Origin of the sequence: Cupriavidus necator (assembly GCF_016127575.1) — a bacterium.
In the GTDB taxonomy this organism is placed as follows: Bacteria; Pseudomonadota; Gammaproteobacteria; order Burkholderiales; family Burkholderiaceae; genus Cupriavidus; species Cupriavidus necator_D.
Window position 1 is genome coordinate 12,148 of sequence record NZ_CP066019.1, and the last position, 19,163, is coordinate 31,310.

The 19,163-nt window shown below is 67.7% G+C and carries 13 protein-coding genes; 6 read left to right on the forward strand and 7 right to left on the reverse strand.

All coding sequences use genetic code 11. The annotated features are described in order from the left end of the window. The first annotated feature begins 68 nt into the window (after positions 1–68). Positions 69–3,404 (forward strand): hybrid sensor histidine kinase/response regulator, encoded by a 3,336-nt coding sequence (locus I6H87_RS19105; RefSeq protein ID WP_011616339.1) that lies wholly within the window; start codon positions 69–71, stop codon positions 3,402–3,404. Continuing rightward, the gene (locus I6H87_RS19110) at positions 3,388–4,281 is read left to right on the forward strand and encodes a response regulator transcription factor (RefSeq protein WP_011616340.1); all 894 of its coding nucleotides are present in this window, start codon (positions 3,388–3,390) and stop codon (positions 4,279–4,281) included. Before I6H87_RS19105 ends, I6H87_RS19110 begins: the two co-directional genes overlap by 17 nt. A gap of 63 nt (positions 4,282–4,344) precedes the next feature. On the opposite strand, the gene I6H87_RS19115 is transcribed toward I6H87_RS19110, so the two are convergent. Both I6H87_RS19115 and leuA read right to left on the reverse strand, forming a co-directional pair. Next, complete coding sequence (locus I6H87_RS19115; protein WP_011616341.1) at positions 4,345–4,989, reverse strand: OmpW/AlkL family protein; 645 nt, start codon at positions 4,987–4,989, stop codon at positions 4,345–4,347. A 345-nt stretch (positions 4,990–5,334) separates the two neighbouring features. Beyond that, positions 5,335–7,032 (reverse strand): 2-isopropylmalate synthase, encoded by a 1,698-nt coding sequence (gene leuA, locus I6H87_RS19120; protein ID WP_011616342.1) that lies wholly within the window; start codon positions 7,030–7,032, stop codon positions 5,335–5,337. Positions 7,033–7,623: 591 nt separating this feature from the next. Between leuA and I6H87_RS19125 the strand changes: the two genes are divergently transcribed. Beyond that, complete coding sequence (locus I6H87_RS19125) at positions 7,624–8,973, forward strand: hypothetical protein (protein ID WP_063834067.1); 1,350 nt, start codon at positions 7,624–7,626, stop codon at positions 8,971–8,973. Positions 8,974–9,350: 377 nt separating this feature from the next. On the opposite strand, the gene I6H87_RS19130 is transcribed toward I6H87_RS19125, so the two are convergent. The 4 genes from I6H87_RS19130 to I6H87_RS19145 form a co-directional block, all read right to left on the reverse strand. Then, positions 9,351–9,668 (reverse strand): DUF6587 family protein, encoded by a 318-nt coding sequence (locus tag I6H87_RS19130; RefSeq protein ID WP_010814070.1) that lies wholly within the window; start codon positions 9,666–9,668, stop codon positions 9,351–9,353. 14 nt (positions 9,669–9,682) lie between these two features. Next, complete coding sequence (gene feoB / locus I6H87_RS19135) at positions 9,683–11,539, reverse strand: ferrous iron transport protein B (RefSeq protein ID WP_010814069.1); 1,857 nt, start codon at positions 11,537–11,539, stop codon at positions 9,683–9,685. A gap of 15 nt (positions 11,540–11,554) precedes the next feature. Continuing rightward, positions 11,555–11,869: a FeoA family protein gene (locus I6H87_RS19140; protein ID WP_041687895.1), complete on the reverse strand. Its 315-nt coding sequence runs from the start codon at positions 11,867–11,869 to the stop codon at positions 11,555–11,557. Positions 11,870–12,326: 457 nt separating this feature from the next. Continuing rightward, the gene (locus tag I6H87_RS19145) at positions 12,327–13,247 is read right to left on the reverse strand and encodes a LysR family transcriptional regulator (protein WP_010814067.1); all 921 of its coding nucleotides are present in this window, start codon (positions 13,245–13,247) and stop codon (positions 12,327–12,329) included. 120 nt (positions 13,248–13,367) lie between these two features. Here I6H87_RS19145 and I6H87_RS19150 point away from each other — a divergent pair, with 120 nt between their 5' ends. The 3 genes from I6H87_RS19150 (at position 13,368) to I6H87_RS19160 (ending at position 17,363) form a co-directional block, all read left to right on the forward strand. Beyond that, positions 13,368–15,164, forward strand: a complete 1,797-nt coding sequence (locus I6H87_RS19150) for an acyl-CoA dehydrogenase family protein (protein ID WP_011616345.1) — start codon at positions 13,368–13,370, stop codon at positions 15,162–15,164. 82 nt (positions 15,165–15,246) lie between these two features. After that, on the forward strand, positions 15,247–16,221 hold the full coding sequence (locus I6H87_RS19155; protein WP_010814065.1) for a Bug family tripartite tricarboxylate transporter substrate binding protein: 975 nt from the start codon (positions 15,247–15,249) through the stop codon (positions 16,219–16,221). Positions 16,222–16,241: 20 nt separating this feature from the next. Then, entirely contained in the window at positions 16,242–17,363 is a 1,122-nt protein-coding gene (locus I6H87_RS19160; protein WP_011616346.1) for a CaiB/BaiF CoA transferase family protein, read from the forward strand. Positions 17,364–17,436: 73 nt separating this feature from the next. Here I6H87_RS19160 and I6H87_RS19165 read toward each other — a convergent pair whose 3' ends face one another. After that, positions 17,437–19,137 (reverse strand): lactate permease LctP family transporter, encoded by a 1,701-nt coding sequence (locus tag I6H87_RS19165; RefSeq protein WP_010814063.1) that lies wholly within the window; start codon positions 19,135–19,137, stop codon positions 17,437–17,439. Positions 19,138–19,163: the final 26 nt, after the last annotated feature.

Below are 19,163 nucleotides of genomic sequence, written 5' to 3' on the forward strand. Positions count from 1 at the left end.
CCTCACGGCATGGCTCTTGCGTCAGCGCGGCATCACTCCCTGCCAGGTGCCCCCGGCCCCTTCCAACCATGTCGAGCGCCAGCCAGCCAGTCCAGCGCATCAGCAAGATCCGGCGCGACTACAACCGCTGGGTGGCCGACGAGACCCTTGAGGACTACGCCCTGCGCTTTGCACCAAAGTCGTTCCGAAAATGGAGCGCCTTCCGCGTGGCCAATACCGCTTTTGGTGCAGTTGCTTTCCTCGCGCTAGAGGCCATCGGCGCCGCCATCACGCTGAGCTACGGCTTTACCAACGCGATGTGGGCCATCGGCGCGGCAAGCCTGGTGATTTTCCTGACCGGCCTGCCGATTTCCTACTACGCGGCCCGCCACGGACTCGACATAGACTTGCTGGCGCGCGGTGCCGGCTTCGGCTACCTGGGTTCGACGATCACTTCGCTGATCTATGCGAGCTTTACCTTCATCTTCTTCGCGCTCGAGGCCGCCATCATGGCGCAGGCCTTCGAGCTGCTGTTCGGCCTGCCACGGCCTGTCGGCTACCTGTTGTCGGCCATTGTCGTCATCCCGCTGGTCACCCATGGCGTGACGCTGCTGTCGCGCATCCAGCTGTGGACGCAGCCGGTGTGGCTGGCACTGCTGGTGCTGCCCTACGCACTGATCCTCTGGCGCGAGCCGCACCGCTATGCGGAATTCCTGTCCCTGAACGGCCGGCTGGCCGATGGCGATGGATTCTCGTGGCAGGCATTCGGGGCCGCGGCCACCGTGGCGGCTGCGCTGATCGCCCAGATCGGCGAGCAGGTGGACTTCCTGCGCTTCATGCCGCCGCTGACGCAGCGCAACCGCGTGCGCTGGTGGAGCGCGCTGATCGCGGCCGGCCCGGGCTGGATCGTGCCGGGAGCAGCGAAGATGGCAGGGGGTGCGTTCCTCGCCTTTGTGGTGCTGCAGTCGGAACTGCCGATTGCCCATGCGCTGGAGCCCACTCAGATGTACCTGGCTGGCTTTGCACACGGACTCGGCGGGAGCTGGCCGGGATGGGTCGCGGTGGTGCTGACGGGACTGTTTGTCCTCATCTCGCAGACCAAGATCAATATCACCAATGCCTATGCGGGCTCGCTGGCGTGGTCGAACGTGTTCGCGCGGCTCACGCACAGTCACCCGGGCCGTGTGGTGTGGCTGGCGTTCAATGTGCTGATCGCCGTAATGCTGATGGTGATGGGCGTGTTCGAGGCCATGGAGCAGGTACTGGCGCTTTATGCCCACCTGGCCGTTGCGTGGGTCGGCGCGATCTGTGGCGACCTCGTCATCAGCAAGCCGCTCGGGCTTTCTCCCAAGGACATCGAGTTCCGGCGCGCCTACCTGTTCGATATCAATCCGGCCGGCTTCGGCGCGATGATGCTGGCCTCGGCGTTGTCGATGCTGGTCCACCTGGGGGTGTTTGGCGACACACTGCGACCGGCGTCGGTTGGTGTGGGACTTCTGCTGGCGATCGTGTTGCCACCGTTGATCGCCATCGCCACGCACAGCCGCTATTTCGTTGCGCGCACGCCGGTCGATTTTGGCCGGCGCCACGCCGTGATCCGTTGCGCGATCTGCCGCAATCCGTTCGAGAAGGAGGACGTGGCAGCCTGCCCGGCCTATCGCGGCCCGATCTGCTCGCTCTGCTGCACGCTCGACGCGCGCTGCGGCGACCGGTGTAAACCGGGCGCCAGCGCACAGGAACAGATCGCCACTGCGCTCACGCGCGTGCTGCCGGCCGGCACGCCACCAGTCATGGCCCGCCGGATCGGCAAGTTCGGCCTGATGCTGGCGGGGATGGTGTTTGCCTTCGGCACCTTGCTGTGGCTGCTCTATACGCAGGAGCAACTGTCCGGCCCGGTGGTGCTGGCTGCCGCGCCCCGTGCCAGCCTGTTCCTGAAGATCGGCGCCGGCCTGATGCTGTTTGCTGCCGTGGCCGCGTGGTGGCTGGTGCTGGCCAATGAGAGCCGGGCGGTGGCGCAGGAAGAGTCGGAGCGCCAGAACCAGTTGCTGCAGAAGGAAATCGACGCCCACCGCCGTACCGATGCGCTGCTGCAAAGCGCCAAGGAAGTCGCCGAGCAGGCCAACCTGGCCAAGAGCCGCTTCATCACCGGCATGAGCCATGAGATGCGCGCGGGCCTCAATTCGATCCTTGGCTACTCGCAGTTGCTGCTGCGCACGCCGGCGCTGCCCGCCGCATGCCGCGAGGACGTGCGGACCATCGGCCGCGCCGGCGAGCACCTGTCGAGCCTTGTCGACGGCCTGCTGGAGCTGTCGCGCATCGAGGCGGGCAAGCTGCGGCTGGAACAGGATGCGGTGGCGCTGGAAGACCTGCTGGACGAACTCGTCCGCATGTTCCGGCCACTGGCAGCGGTGCGCGGGCTGGCGTTCCACTATCGCGTGACCGGCAAGCTGCCGGCGCACGTGCATGGCGACGCCAAGCGCTTGCGCCAGATCATCATCAACCTTGTCACCAATGCCATCAAATTTACGGAGCACGGCGACGTGTCGCTGACCGTGCGCCACCAGCGCGAACTGGCAATGATCACGGTCAGCGATACGGGTCCTGGCATTGCCGCGGAAGACCAGGCGCGCATCTTCGATCCGTTTGAACGCGCCACGCCGCATGACGATCGCGAAGGCATCGGCCTGGGCCTGGCCATTGTGCGCCTGCTGGCAGACCTGATGGGTGGAGACATCCGCGTGCGCAGCGCACCGGGCCAAGGCAGCGAGTTCTCCGTGCGGCTCTATCTCCCGACCGTGGCCGCGGCGGTGACGTGCCCGCAGCGGGCGCCCGCGCCGCCAATGCCGGCGGGAGCGCGCGTGCTGATCGTCGACGACCGCAGGGCCCATCGGGCGGTGCTGCGCGGCTTCCTGGCGCCGCACGGGCTGGCCGTGCATGAGGCGGGGGATGGCGCCGGCGTGCTCCCGGCGCTGTGCCAGTGGCGTCCGCACCTGGTGCTGCTCGACCTGAACCTGCCCGATGCATCGGGTTGGGACCTGTGCCGCCAGATCCGCGCCGAAGCCAATGCGCCGCAAGTGGTGATCGTCTCCGCCAACGCGCACGAAAACACGGAAGAAGCGCGCGCGCTGCACGGCTATCTGGGATTCGTCAGCAAGCCGGTGCGTGAGCGCGAACTGGTCGAGATGGTCCGACGCGCGCTGACGCAGCCGCAGCCTGCGCTCACCCCGGCGCCGGACCTGTTGCGTGAGCTGCTGCAACTGGGCGCCACCGGCCGGCTGCGCGCGCTGGAGGCCCAGCTTTCAGAACTGGCGGAAGGCGGCGGCGCCGTGGCCACGTGGGCACTGCAGATGCTGGCGCTCGCGCGGACCGATGGCACTGCCCTGACCGCATCACTTGGCGAGGCGCTCCATGCATCCCGAACCTGACACCTTTCGCCCGTTGCCGACGATCGAGACCCGCGTACTGGTGGTCGACGACGATGCCGACGCGTGCGGCTTCCTGACGCGCGCGCTGGGTGGCGAAGCCATGCTGGTCCACACCGCCGCGAACGGCAACGCGGCACTGGATGCGCTGACGTCCTTCGCGCCGGATGCGGTGCTGCTGGACGTGGACATGCCGGGCATGGACGGCTTTGCCGCCTGCACGGCGCTGCTGGACCGCCACGCGGACCTGCCGGTGATCTTCATGACCGGACTTGGCGATACCGGTCATATCGTGCGCGGTTTCGAAGTCGGCGCATGCGACTACGTGACCAAACCGGTGGCGATTGCCGAGGTGGTGGCGCGCGTGCGGTCTCATGCGGGCAAGGCACGGCTGGCGCGCAGCGCACGGGAGGCCGTATTCGGCAGCACGGTGCCGATGCTCGCGGCCGGCATCGACGGCCGGCTCCTGTGGATAAACGGCAGCGCGTCAGCCTTGCTGCAGGCCCAGGGATGGCCGGTAGCGATTGCCGGCGCGGTACTGCCTCCCGCGCTGCGCGACGCGGTGTTCCGCCTCTGCAGCGAAGCGGAAACTGGCGCTGATAGTCTTCACCTGCGCCGGTTGACAGGCGAGGCGGGCGACGTGGTCGTGGTGGAACTGTCGTGCAGCGGTCTGGCCCCGGCCGGCCCGGCCCTGACACTGCGCGAGGCCGAGGTGATGGCCTGGGTGGCGCGCGGCAAGACCAATCGCGATATCGCCGACATCCTCGGCATGAGCCCGCGCACGGTGAACAAGCACCTGGAACACATCTACGAGAAGCTCGGCGTGGAAACGCGAACGGCGGCAGTCGCCGCCACCCGGCGCAACTTGGGGACGGCGTGACGTGCCGTGCGCCAAGGCAAGAAGGGCCGGCGTTGCCGGCCCTTCTTGCCAGTCGGATCCCGATCAGAAGCGGTAACCCACCCCCATGCTGAACAGCCACGGATCCAGGTTCACCTTGGATACCTTGACATCCCCCGCCTTCACATCGCTCGACAGCCAGATCTTCTTGATGTCGGCGTTGAGAAACCAGTTTTTGGTCAGCTTGTAGTCCATGCCGATCTGCAGCGCGGGACCGACGCTCCAGCTATCGAGCTGCAGCGAGTTGTTGGCGATGTCCGCGCCCCAGATGCGGGTGAAGTTCAGGCCCGCGCCGATATACGGGCGGAAGGTGCCGTTGGGGATGAAGTGGTACTGCACCAGCAGCGTCGGCGGCAGATGCTTGAAGGTGCCGACCTTGTTGCCGTCCAGGTAGACGTCCTGCTTCTGCGGCACTGTCAGCACCAGTTCGGCGGCGATGTTCGGCGTGAAGAAGTAGGTGACGTCGAACTCGGGAATCCACTTGTTGTTGACCGTGATGCGGTCCGACGGGCCGACGCCGCCGACGGGGTCGGAGCTGTTGGCCATGTCGAGATAGGTGCCGCGCAGGCGCACCATCCAGTTGCCCTGGGCATCGTCCGCGGCGGCGGCAGGGGTGGCGAAGGCGCCGAGCATGGCGCAGGCGGCGATGGCGGAACAGGTGACCCGGGTGCGGAGAGAGAGTGTTTTCATGAGGTTCTGCTTGGTCTGGTATCAAATCCGGACCCAGTTTGGCCGAGCAGGCCGGGTTGGGCTTTGACCCAAGACAAGTAGAAGGGAACGTGGGCTGGCTGCGTCGCGCAGGCGCTACAGCGAGGAAGGCGCCGTGGTGTGCCAGCTGCGCCGACGCTTCTAAACACATGCGGAATTATTCGTGGCGCGGTGCGATGCTGCCCCTTACGCTGTGCGAAAGATCCGAGCACGCATGCAGCGTGTGCGGATCGGCACCGAGCATGTCGTGGGCGTCCGCAAGGGCGTCTTTCCGGGTGTGCCCCGTGGGGGCGGGGCACACCGGTTTTCTTGCGGCGGCTTGCGGTGTCAGGCGTCGGCGGCCTCGGCGGACTGCGGGGCCTGCGCCGCGCCAAAGCCGGCCTGCAGGTGCCGGTTCACGCCCGAGATCACCGCGCGCAGCGATGCCGTGACCAGGTTGGCGTCGATGCCGGCGCCGAACCCTGTCGGCGAATCGCCCACGCGCACTTCCACGTAGCAGGCCGCGCGTGCATCCGCGCCGGCGCTCATCGCATGCTCGTGGTAATCCATCACGCGTACCGGCAAGTCCAGCGCATTGACGAAGGCATCGATGGGCCCGTTGCCGGTGCCGCGCACGCTGCACGGCTTGCCGTCGCGCACCATCTGCACTTCGATCTCCGTGGCGCCGCCGCTGTCAGATACCAGCTGGTGCGATACATAGCGCAGCGGTGTCTGCTGCGCGAGGTACTCGCGCTGGAACAAACCATGAAGATCATCGGCACTCGCCTCGAGCCCGGTGTCGTCGGTCATGGCCTGCACCGCGCGGCTGAATTCGATCTGCAGGCGGCGCGGCATGTAGATGCCATGCACCTGCTCCAGCAGGTAGGCCATGCCGCCCTTGCCGGACTGGCTGTTGACGCGGATCACCGCGTCATAGCTGCGGCCCAGGTCGGCCGGGTCGATCGGCAGGTAGGGCACTTCCCAGATGCCGTCCGGCTGCTGCTGTGCAAAGCCCTTGCGGATCGCATCCTGGTGCGAGCCCGAGAACGCGGTGAATACCAGGTCGCCCACATACGGGTGGCGCGGATGCACCGGCAGCTGGTTGCAGTGCTCAACGCACTGGCGCACTGCGTCGATATCGGAGAAGTCCAGCCCGGGTGCCACGCCCTGCGTATAGAGGTTGAGCGCCAGCGTCACCAGGTCGACATTGCCGGTGCGCTCGCCGTTGCCGAACAGGCAGCCTTCGACGCGGTCCGCGCCCGCCATCAGCGCCAGCTCCGCGGCGGCCACCGCGGTGCCGCGGTCGTTGTGCGGGTGCACTGACAGCGCGATGTGTTCGCGCCGTGCCAGGCGGCGGTGCATCCATTCGACCTGGTCGGCGAACACGTTGGGCGTGCTGCATTCGACCGTGGTCGGCAGGTTCAGGATCATTGGCCGGTCCGGGCCGGCCTGCCAGGCGGCAGAGACGGCGTCGCTGACTTCCAGCGAGAAGTCGAGCTCGGCCAGGCTGAAAGTCTCGGGCGAATATTCATAGGCCCATGCCGTGCCAGGCATGGCATCGGTCAGCGACCTGATCAGGCGCGTGCCCGAGACCGCGACCTCCTTGATCTCTTCACGCGAGGCATTGAAGACGATGCGCCGCCAGGCTGGCGCGATCGGGTTGTACAGGTGCACCGTGGCCCGCGCTGCGCCGCGCACGGACTCGACGGTGCGGCGGATCAGGTCTTCGCGCGATTGCGTCAGCACCACGATGTTGACGTCTTCGGGGATGCGCTGCTCCTCGATCAGCATGCGCACGAAGTCGAAATCGGTCTGCGAGGCGGCGGGGAACGCCACTTCGATTTCCTTCAGGCCGATTTTCACCAGCTGCTCGAAGAAGCGCAGCTTGCGCGCCGGGTTCATCGGCTCGATCAGGGCCTGGTTGCCGTCGCGCAGGTCGGTGCTCATCCAGCGCGGTGCGCGCGTGATGGTGCGGGCGGGCCAGGTGCGGTCAGGGATGTCGACGGTGGCGGCGGGGTGGTACTTGGTGGCGGGATTGCTGAGCATACGGGGTCTCCTTCCTCGCTAAGGGAAGTAAAGGAAAAACGGAAGAAACGGTGGCGAAAGGCTGCCGAACTGCCACGGGGCACTAGGCCCGGCAACCGGTCGATAGGCTTAGCAGTAGCGAGGAAGCGCGCAGGGCGCGGCCCGATGCCAGGGCAGCCAGCACGCGCGCGCGGGCAGCGATGCGGGACGCATCGGCAGCCTGGCTGAGTGTGCTGGTGTAACGGTTCATCGTGCCTGGAGGAGGAGGGCCGGGGCCGCTCGTGGTTGGTGCGCATCCGGCAGGAGCCGGATGACTGGCAAAGGTTAGTCGACAAGGCCGGCCCCGGTCAAGCGTGGGGGAGCGCCGGGTGCGAACGTGGCCCGATCGGGCGACTGCCATGCGCGGGTTGCGCCAAACGGCTGGGGCCAGGTTGCGGCCGGGATCCTGCCGGTCATGTTTGCCTCGCCCGAATGGCGGTGCCGCTGCGCTGAAAGGATGAATCACGCGCATGCTCTGTGCGCTGCGCCTCAGTCCTCTGGCCGGTATTGCGCTGGCACCTTTGTGCCTAGGCTGGTAGCGCGGGAAAAAACACATGACTGGGGGGGAACATCATGAGACTGAGAACGTGGGCATCCTGGCTGGCGGGCGCTGCCATGACCATGCTGCTGGCAGCGTGCGGTGGCGGCGGTGGTTCGAGCACGCCCGCCACGCCAAACGCAGGCGGTTCCACGCCGCTGACCTATACGGTGAAGATGAGCGTGACCTCGGGCGAGGTCGGCGTCGGCCGCACGATCACCATCAGCGCGCTGGCAGTGGACAGCAACGGCATCGACGTCTCCGGCAACACCACCTTCAACTGGACCAGTACCGACAGCGGCATTGCCACCGTGGAGCCGAGTGCCACCACGCCGGGCAGCGCCGTGGTCAAGGGCATTGCAACCGGGACGACCACCGTCCAGGTGGTGGCGAGCGTCAAGGGCGCCGACAACACCACGGTGCAGCTGCCCGCGCAATCCGCCACCATCACCGTGGTGCCGGCCTCGGCGCTGAGCTACAGCCTGGCGATCCCGAACAGCAGCCTGTCGATGAGCGACGGGCAGGAGCTGCCGGTCAAGGTATCGCTGGTCGACAGCAACGGCGCCGATGTGTCCGCCAGCGTCAACAGCTGGGCATGGTCCAGCAGCGGCTCCGCGGTCCAGGTCACTGCCAGCCAGAACAGCGCCACGCTGAAGGCGAGCAACAGCTCACCCACTGCCGTGGCCACGGCCAGTGTCTCGGTATCGGTGACAGCACCGGACGGGCATGCCATTGCCGGGCTGATCGCGGTGACAGTGCAGACGAACGGCGCCGCCGCCTATCGCGTGGTGACGATTAAGGGCGGCCGCGAGGTGAATGCGCTGCAGGTCTTCAGCAACCGTCCGGAAACCTTCACCTCGCGTGTGCTGCGCCACGATGGCCAGGACGTGACCGCGGAGTTCGACGGCGCCTGGACCTACACGGCGACCTCGGCCACGCTGTCCGCATCGGACGCGGCGGGTACGCATGACGCCACGGTCAGCACCAGCCTGGCCAACGACAAGGGTCCGGTCCAGAGCAGCCTGACGGTGACGGCTGTCAGCACCAGGCTCGGCGAACGCCGCAGCGCCACGCTGACGGTGACCGAGAACCCGGTCTGGGCGCTGGTTGGCGACAACCAGGATCCGATGACGCTGCTGCTGATGCCACCGATGAGTATCCCGGTGACCGCGCGCATGAAGCACCTTGGCGACGATGCGCAGTACACCGCGTGCATCAACTGGGCGTGGACCAGCACCGGCCCGGTGGAGTTGTCGCCTGGCGTCGCGGATCATCAGAAGAACGTCACTGGCACAGCGCAGGGCGACTTCACTCTTACCGTGACCTGTAATGCCGTCGCCGACAATACGCCGCTGAAGCTGGTCTTCTACGGTACGGTCAAGTAAGCAGCAGGTTCCCGCGCCTGGCGAAACGCCCTCCATCCGGAGGGCGTTTCGCTTTGTGGGCAAATTGCAGGCTGCCGGCAAAGCGTACCCGTTTCTGCGTGACCGGCGCCAAGCGTTTCAGGTGCTGCCGGGGCAGGCCAGCATAGGCGTCGGGACAAGGCTGAGCCTGCCTTTGCGGGACGTCCCCTATATGCGCACCAGGCAAGCCAGTGCGCAAAGCGTACCCGTTTCTGCGTGCGAAAGTGCCAGCCCTTCCAGGCACGTTTTATCGCCGCTGGACAGCCTGCAGGCGAGCGCAAAGCGCTGCCTCCGCGCCGGGCGGAAGCAGCGGGCGTACCCGTTTCTGCGTGGATCTGTGGAGGAGGAAATCGCGCCGTTCAGCGCTTGGGCACGAAGCGAATCACCTGTTCGGCAGGCTTGTCCTGCGTGCCGGAGGTGGTGCCGGCGGTGTTGGATCCGCAGGTATTGCAGCCGCCGTCGTCGCAGCCGCTGGCGCAGCCCGCTGCGGCTTTCGGGGCCAGCCAGCGCACCAGCCGGGCACGCCAGCCGGTGGCGGCGCCGCCGCCCAGGCGCGCGGCCAGCGCCGCCTTGACGCGCTCGCGCGTGCGCGGCGCGTAGCGCGCGATCACCGACACCGCGCATGCCAGCACGATCAGCGGGACCAGCAGCGTTTCGATGGCGTGGTAGAGGGTCATGGCGGCGCGGTGCCTCAGCTGAACATCAGCGCGACGCGGTAGGTCACGAAGGCCGCCAGGTAGGCCAGCCCGGTCAGGTAGGCCGCCGACAGCGCCATCACCTTCCACGAGTCGGTCTCGCGCCGGATCACTGCCAGCGTGGAGATGCACTGCGGTGCGAACACGTACCAGGCCAGCAGCGACAGCGCGGTGGCCAGCGACCATTGCGCGGCGATCATCGGCGCCAGCTGCGTGGCCACGGTCTCTTCGCTGCCCGACAGCGCATAGACGGTAGCCAGCGCGCCCACGGCCACTTCGCGCGCGGCCAGGCCCGGCACCAGCGCAATGCAGATCTGCCAGTTGAAGCCCACCGGTGCGAACACCTTCTGCAGCGCATGGCCGATCATGCCGGCAAAGCTGTAGTCGATGGCCGGCGCGGTCGCGCCCACGGGCGCGGACGGGAAGGTCGACAGGAACCACAGCAGCACCGTCAGCGCCAGGATCACCTTGCCCACCCGCGACAGGAAGATGCGGGCACGCTCCCACAGGCCGATGGCCACATCGCGCGGATTGGGGATGCGGTACGACGGCAGCTCCATCAGCAGCGGATGGTCGGTGCGGTCGCGGCGGAAGAACTTGAGCGCGTAGGCCACCACCAGCGCGCTGACGATGCCGGCCACGTACAGCGCGAACAGCACCAGCCCCTGCAGGTTGAACAGGCCCATCACGGTGCGCTCGGGGATGAAGGCGCCGATCAGCAGCGCATACACCGGCAGCCGTGCCGAGCAGGTCATCAGCGGCGCCACCAGGATGGTGGTGAGCCGGTCGCGCGGGTCCTGGATGGTGCGCGTGGCCATGATGCCGGGGATGGCGCAGGCAAAGCTGGACAGCAACGGGATAAACGAGCGCCCCGACAGCCCCGCGCCCATCATCAGGCGGTCCAGCAGGAAGGCCGCGCGCGGCAGGTAGCCGGATTCCTCCAGCGTCAGGATGAACAGAAACAGGATCAGGATCTGCGGCAGGAACACCACCACGCTGCCCAGGCCTGCGACCAGGCCGTCGACCAGCAGGCTCTTGAGCATGCCGTCGGGCAGGTAGGCGCCCAGCATCTCGCCGACCCAGTGCACACCGCCCTCGATGCCGTCCATCAACGGCTCGGCCCACGAGAACACCGCCTGGAACATCAGGAACAGCAGCAGCGCCAGCAGCAGCAGGCCGATCACCGGATGCAGCACGATGCGGTCGAGGCGGTCATCCAGCGCGGCGGTGCGCGCCGGCATGCTGACCGCGGCCGCCAGCAGGCGGTTGACCTCGGCATGCACGTCAATGTCGTTGGCGGGTTCCGGCGTGACCGGCGGGGCCGGCGGCAGGGTGTCGTCAAGCAGGCTGACCAGTGTCGCGGCGCCGTCGCGCTTCACCGCCACGGTGCTGACCACCGGCACGCCCAGCGCGGCCGACAGCTTGTCGCGATCGATCTGGATGCCGCGCCGCGCGGCGGCGTCGCTCATATTGAGCACGACCACCATGGGCAGGCCCAGGCGGCGCAGTTCCAGCACGAAGCGCAGGTGCAGGCGCAGGTTGGTCGCATCGACCACCGACACCAGCAGGTCCGGGCGCTGCTCGCCGGCACGCCTGCCCAGGCAGACATCGCGCGTGATGGCTTCATCGAGGCTGGCCGCGTGCAGGCTGTAGGCGCCCGGCAGGTCCAGGATGCGCACCTGGCGCCCGGCCGGCGACACGAAGTAGCCTTCCTTGCGCTCGACGGTCACGCCCGCATAGTTGGCCACCTTCTGGCGGCTGCCGGTCAGGCGGTTGAACAGTGCGGTCTTGCCGCAATTGGGATTGCCGACCAGCGCAATGCGCAGGGCGGAAGTGGAAGGAGCTGCAGACATAATCCGGGGGAAGGCTCAGGCAGTCCGTTTTGCGGACGGTTTGGCGGTCTGGTCGCCGCCCTGCGTGGCGGGGGCGATGCTGGTGACCGAGGCGCTGGCGACCGCTACGCCGATGCGTGCCGCTTCCGAGCGGCGCAGCGCAAAGCGGGTGAAGCCTACCTGTGCCACCAGCGGGTCCATGCCGAAGGGGCCGTAGGCGATGATCTGTACGGCTTCACCGGGGACGAAGCCCAGTTCGCGCAGGCGGCGCGCGACCGGGTCTCCCGGGGTGGCGTCGTCCACCGATTGCACAACGGCGGGCGTGCGCCGTGGAAGTTCAGACAACCGCATCATGCTTCCAGTCCGTGGCGCGGTCTGCCGCCAAGCGGTCAGCGCGACCACGCCGGGGTGTGTAAATGAAAATCGTTTTCATTGTATCGTAATTGAGGCATGGCGTTGCCCCTCAAAGGGCGGGCACGCCGGCCTGCTGCCGCCGTCATTGCGCCGCAGGAGGCAAATGATAACCGTTCGGGGTATGGGTGGCTGGGGGGAGCGGGCGGCCTTGGCAACGTTTCCCGGGCCTGGCGTCACGCGCAACCGGTGCCGCAGGGCGCTGGTAGAAGTGTAGAAGGCTGCGCATGAATTCAGCCTGATGCAGTACAGTTCGGCTTTGCGAAGCCGAATGCAACCAGCCTCATGCAGCGCCAATCAATTACTGCATTTGTGTTATTGGATGCCGTAAGCGGGCAGGGTTAAGCTTCAAGCACGCTGAACACCCCGTTCCACGCGTACTTCACAAGCCATCGGTCTATGGACCGGTGGCTTTTTCTTTGGGGCTGCCGTGGGCGGCGGCTGTCATCTCCCGCACCATGCCGACGAAATGGTCGCGCGCCGGATGGTCCGGCGCCGTCTTCCACGCGCAGTAGACCTCCGAGCGTACCGACGCGTCGGCCAGTGGCCGGAACGCGGCCCCGGCCATGCCGGAGCGCGCCAGCGCCGCCGGCACCACCGCCACGCCCATTCCCTGCGACACCAGCGACACCACCGACAGCCAGTGCCGGACTTCATGCCGGATCTGCGGGTAGAAGCCCTGCGCCGCGCACATGTCGAAGATGCGGCTGTAGTAGTCCGGCGAGGCCTTGCGCGAGAACAGCACGAACGGCTTGCCGCGCAATGCCGCCAGCGGCAACTCCGGCAGCGCGGCCAGCGCATGGTCGGCCGGCAGGCAGCAGACAAAGGGCTCGCTGTGCACCAGCGTAGCCTGCAGCGTGTCCGGCACGCGGCCGGTGTGGATAAAGGCGACGTCGAGCTCGTCGTGCAGCAGCGCGTCGATCTGCTCCTGCGAGTTGAGCTCGGTCAGCGCCACCTGGATGCCGGGATAGGCCGCCTGGAACGCGCGCAGCGTCTGTGGCAAGCCGCGATACAGCATCGAGCCGACAAAGCCCACCCGCAGCCGCCCGATCGCGCCCGCCTCGATCTCGCGTGCCAGCACCCGCGCCGCCTCAGCCTGCGCCAGCAGCGCCGTGGCCGATTCGCGGAAGGCCCGTCCGGCCGCGGTCAGCCGCACGCCGCGGCTGTCGCGGTCGAACAGCCGCGCCCCGACCGAGGCCTCCAGCTGCTGGATATTGAGCGACAGCGGCGGCTGGGAAATGGCAAGCCGGCGCGCGGCACGCCCGAAGTGCAGTTCCTCGGCCAGCACGAGGAAGTAACGCAGGTGGCGGAATTCCATGGCGATACAGAATTTATATTGATCAAGCCAATTTTAGAATTAGACGCGAATCCTTGGGGTTTCAATAATGGAGGTCAAAGGGGCCGCAAGCCGGCACCGTCCAATCCCAGGAGACCCGCCATGCCATCCAGCGCCGTGCGCGACACCACACTTCAAGCCCCTTGCGCCGCATCGGCCGCTGCCCACCCGGTACCGGACCGCCAGGGCGGCAGCCTGTTTGCCGCCGACCCCGACCTGCGCGCGCTGCTGCCGCTCTACCTGCCGCCCGACCTGTTCAACCACCTGCTGCCGCACCTGGAGCGCATGGGTGCGCTGGCCGGCGGCGTGCTCGACGAACTGGCCGGCGTGGCCGACCGCCATCCCCCCGAACTCACCTACCGTACCCGCGCGGGCGTGGATGCGCAGCGCATCGACAAGCATCCGGCCTATGTGGAGATGGAGCGCGTGGCCTTTGCCGAATTCGGCCTGGCGGCGGCGTCGCATCGCGGCGGGGTGCTGGGCTGGGACAAGCCCATGCCGCCAGCGGCTAAGTACGCACTCACATATCTGTTTGTGCAGGCCGAGTTCGGCCTGTGCTGCCCGCTCTCGATGACCGATTCGCTGACGCGCACGCTGCGCAAGTTCGGCGACCCGGCGCTGGTCGGGCGCTACCTGCCCAACCTGACCACCCAGGTGTTCGATGATCTGTACCAGGGCGCGATGTTCATGACCGAGCAGGGCGCCGGCTCCGACGTCGCCGCCACTGCCACCCGCGCGGTGCGCGACGCTTCGGCCGAGGGCGGCTGGCGCCTGCTGGGCGACAAGTGGTTCTGCTCCAACCCCGATGCCGCGCTGGCGATGGTGCTGGCGCGCGTGGAGGATGAGGCCGGCAACGCCGTGCCGGGCCACAAGGGCGTGTCGCTGTTCCTGCTGCCGCGCAAGCTGGCCGATGGCAGCGACAACCACTACCGCATCATCCGCCTGAAGGACAAGCTGGGCACGCGCTCGATGGCCAGCGGCGAGATCCGGCTGGAAGGCGCGCATGCCTGGCTGGTCGGCGAACCCGGCCGCGGCTTCGTGCAGATGGCCGACATGATCAACAACTCGCGCCTGTCCAACGGCGTGCGCGCCGCCGGCCTGATGCGCCGCGCGCTGACCGAGGGCCTGTTCATCGCACGCGAGCGCCAGGCGTTCGGCAAGCGCCTGCAGGACATGCCGCTGATGCGCCGCCAGCTGCTCAAGCTGACCCTGCCCACCGAGCAGGCGCGCACCATGGTGTTCCAGACCGCCGAAGCGCTGCGCCGCGCAGATGCCGGCGAGGCCGACGCCTACCCGCTGATGCGCATCCTGACGCCGCTGATCAAGTTCCGCGCCTGCCGCGATGCGCGCAAGGTCACCGGCGACGCCATGGAGATCCGCGGCGGCTGCGGCTATATCGAGGAATGGAGTGATCCGCGCCTGGTGCGCGACGCCCACCTTGGCTCGATCTGGGAGGGCACCAGCAATATCGTTGCGCTCGACGTGCTGCGCGCGGTCCGCCGCGAAGGCGCGCTGCCGGTGCTGCAGGCACACCTGGCTGGCCTGCTGGCCGATACGCCGATGCATGCGGCGGCGCGTGCCGTGTTCGAACGCGCCATCGCCGCCGCTGCGAATCTGGCCGCGCAAGCCGCTGAGGCCGGCGCCGACGGCGAACTGCTGGCGCGCCAGGCGGCCTCGGCGCTGTACCACGTCACCAGCGCGGTGGCGATGGCCTGGGAGGCCGGGCGCATCGGCTCGGTGCGCCGCATGCGGCTGGCGCAGCTGGTGCTGCGCCATCGCGTGCTGCCGCAGGACCCGCTGGCCGCGCAGGCCGAGCCCGAATGGCTGGCCGAGACCGTCGCGCCGGTTGACGGCACCGTGCGTGCCGCCGGCGCGGTCGACCAGGTCAACGTGTTCTGACCGGATCCACGTCCGGCACCAATCCCCCGCAAAACCATCCTGCCCCGAGGCGGGAGACGTCCTATACCCAGGAGACAACGCCATGAAACTCTGGCACCGCGTAGCGGCCATCGCCGCCTGCTCGCTCTTTATCGCCCCCGCCTTCGCGCAGAAGGACTTTCCGTCCAAGCCGATCATGATGGTCGTCACCTACCCGCCGGGTGGCCCCACCGATGCCATGGCGCGCACGCTTGCCGCTGCGCTCAAGACCAGCCTTGGCCAGCCGGTGGTGGTGGAAAACCGCGCCGGCGCCGGCGGCAACATCGGTGCCGAGGTGGTGGCGCGCGCCGAGCCCGACGGCTACACGCTGATGTTCGGCACCTCGGCGCCGCTGGCGATCAACGTCAGCCTGTACCGCAAGATCAACTACGACCCGGTCAAGAGCTTCGCGCCGGTGATCCAGATCGGCCAGCTGCCCAATGTACTGGTGGTCAACCCGTCCGTGCCGGCGAAGAACGTCGCGGAGCTGATCGCCTATGGCAAGGCGCACCCGGGCAAGCTGACCTATGCCTCGTCCGGCAACGGCGCCTCGTCGCACCTGGCGGGGGTGCTGTTCAACAACGTCACCGGCACCGATTTCCAGCACATCCCGTACAAGGGCACCGGTCCCGCGCTGAACGACCTGCTGGGCGGGCAGGTCAGCATGACCTTCACCGATGTGCTGACCGCGATGCCCTTCATCAAGAGCGGCAAGGTGCGCGCACTGGGCGTCACCACCAAGGCGCGCTCGCAGGCGCTGCCGGATGTGCCGACCGTGGCCGAGCAGGGCGTGCCAGGTTTCGATGTATCGGTGTTCTTCGGCGTGGTCGCGCCCGCCGGCACGCCGCCCGAAGTGATCGGCAAGCTCAACCGTGCCTTTGCCGATGCGCTCAAGCAGCCCGAGGTGCGCAAGACCCTGCAGGCGCAGGGCCTGGAGTTCGCGCCGTCGACCACGCCCGAGCAGCTTGGCGGCTTCGTCAAGGCCGAGGTCGGCAAGTGGCGCGCCGTGGTGCAGAAGTCCGGCGCCCAGCTTGACTGAACCGCACAGGAAAACCAGCCATGACCCAAACCAGCCCCGGCGCGCTCGCCGGCATCCGCGTGGTCGACCTGTCGCGCATCCTGGGCGGCCCGTACTGCGGCCAGATCCTGGGCGACCACGGCGCCGACGTGCTCAAGATCGAACCGCCGCAGGGCGACGACACCCGCACCTGGGGGCCGCCGTTCAAGGACGGCGTGGCCTCTTACTACTTCGGCCTGAACCGCAACAAGCGCGTGATGCGGCTGGACCTGACCGCCGAGGCGGATCGTGAAGTCCTGCTTGCGCTGCTGGCCGAGGCCGACGTGCTGGTCGAGAACTTCAAGACCGGCACCATGGAGAAGTGGGGGCTGGGCTACGACACGCTGTCCGCGCGCTTCCCGCGGCTGGTCCATTGCCGCGTGTCCGGCTTCGGCGCGGATGGCCCGCTGGGCGGCCTGCCCGGCTACGACGCCGCCATCCAGGCCATGTCCGGCATCATGAGCATCAACGGCGAGGCCGATGGCGATCCGCTGCGCGTGGGTTTGCCGGTGGTGGACATGGTGACCGGCCTGAACGCCGTGATCGGCGTGCTGCTGGCACTGCAGGAGCGCGCGCGCAGCGGGCGCGGCCAGTTCGTCGAGGCCGCGCTCTATGACTCCGGCCTGTCGCTGCTGCATCCGCATGCGGCCAACTGGTTCATGAGCGGCAAGACGCCGCAGCGCACCGGCAATGCGCATCCCAACATCTACCCGTACGACACGGTGGCGACCGCCACCGACCCGATCTTCCTGGCGGTGGGCAACGACCGGCAGTTCCGCATCCTGTGCGAGCACCTGCGGCTGCCTGCACTGGCCGATGACGAGCGCTATGCCACGGCGGGCGCGCGCTCGGTGAACCGCGTGGCGCTGAAGGCGGAACTGGAAGCCAGGCTGTGCGAGTTCGATGGCAAGGTGCTGGCCGACGAGCTGGTGGCCGCGGGCGTGCCCTGCGCGCCGGTGCTGTCCGTGGCCGACGCCTTGCAGCATCCGCATACGCAGCACCGCGAGATGGTGGTGGAGATGGAGGGCGGCTACAAAGGGCTGGGTGCGCCGGTCAAGCTGAGCCGGACGCCGGCGACGTACCGGTATGCGCCGCTCACCGAAGGGGACGAGTTCCTGGATTAGACGCGACGTTGCCGCGCGGCAAACGAAAAGGCGGCCATATGGCCGCCTTTCTTCATTGATTCCGGCTAGCTCATCACCCCGGGATCATCCCCGGCAACAGGTAAGCCTGCACCACCGTCATGATGCCGATGATCACGGCAAACAGCAGGCTGTGCTTGACCGTGAAGCGGAACAGCTCCGACTCCTTGCCCACCAGCCCGGTCGCCGCGCAGGCCACGGCGATCGATTGCGGCGAGATCATCTTGGCCGTGACGCCGCCGGTGGTGTTGGCGGCGACCAGCAGCGTGTCCGACACGCCGATCTGATGCGCCGTGGTGTTCTGCAGCGCGCAGAACAGCGCATTGGACGAAGTGTCCGAACCGGTCAGGAACACCCCCAGCCAGCCCAGGAACGGCGAGAAGAACGGGAAGGCCGCGCCGGTGCCGGCCAGCAGCAGCGCCAGTGTCGACGACATGCCGGAGTAGTTGGCGACAAAGGCGAATGCCAGCACCAGGCCGATCGACAGCACCGGGCGCGCCAGTTCCACCAGGGTCTCGGCAAAGGTGGCCAGCAGCGTGCGCGGCTTCATGCGCAGCAGCACCGCCGAGATCAGAGCGGTCAGCAGGATGGCGGTGCCGACGGCGGAGAGCAGGTCGAGCTTCAGCACCGCGTCATAGGCCTTGGGCGTGGCCACGATCGGCGCGGCCTTGATCACCATCTGGTCCAGCCCGGGGATCTTGAACTTCAGCACCGTTCCCGCCAGCGCGCCATTGGCCGCGAACAGCGCCTTGAACGGCTGCAGGCTCCACACCGTGACGATGGCGGTCAGGATGCCGAACGGCGCCCACGCGCGCAGCGTCTGCGCCAGGGTGTAGGGCGAAGCCTTGCGGCTGGACATCGCACCGCCGAAGCCGCCGCCGAAGCCAGCCAGCGCGACGGTGCCGCCGCTGACATTGCCGCCGGCACGCTGCGACGCGCTGCGCGGCTGCCATACCTTCAGGAACGCGGCCAGCGACACCAGGCTGACCAGTGCCGAAGTGATGTCCGGCAGTTCGGGCCCGATATGGTTGGAGGTGAAGTACTGCGTCACGGCAAAGCTGCCGCCGCACACCAGCGCCGCCGGCCACGTCTCGCGCACGCCCTTGGCGCCGTCCATCATGAACACCAGCCAGAACGGCACCAGCAGCGACAGCAGCGGCAGCTGGCGGCCGGCCATGGCGCCGATATGGAAGGGATCGATGCCCGTGACCTGACCGGCCACGATGATGGGGATGCCCATCGCGCCGAACGCCACCGGCGCGGTATTGGCGATCAGGCACAGGCCCGCCGCATACAGCGGGTTGAAGCCCAGGCCCACCAGCAGCGCCGCGGTGATCGCCACCGGCGCGCCGAAGCCCGCCGCGCCTTCCAGAAAGGCGCCGAAGGCAAAGCCGATCAGCAGCATCTGCAGGCGCTGGTCGTCGGTAATCGACAGCACCGAGGCGCGGATCACGTCGAACTGGCCGGTCTTGACCACGATCTTGTAGAGGAACACCGCGGTCACGATGATCCATGCAATCGGCCACAGCCCATAGGCAAAGCCGAAGCCGGCCGAGGCCAGCGCCTGCTGCGCAGGCATGCCGTAGGCGAAGATCGCCACGGCCAGCGCCAATAGCAGCGTCACGGCCGCGGCGACATGGCCCTTCATGCGCCAGACGGCCAGCGCAATGAAGAAGAACAGTATGGGAATGGCTGCCGCCAGCGACGACAGCCACAGGCTGCCCAGCGGTGTATAGAGTTGGGTCCAGGGTTGCACGGTTTAGTCTCCTGCTTCGGTGGTGT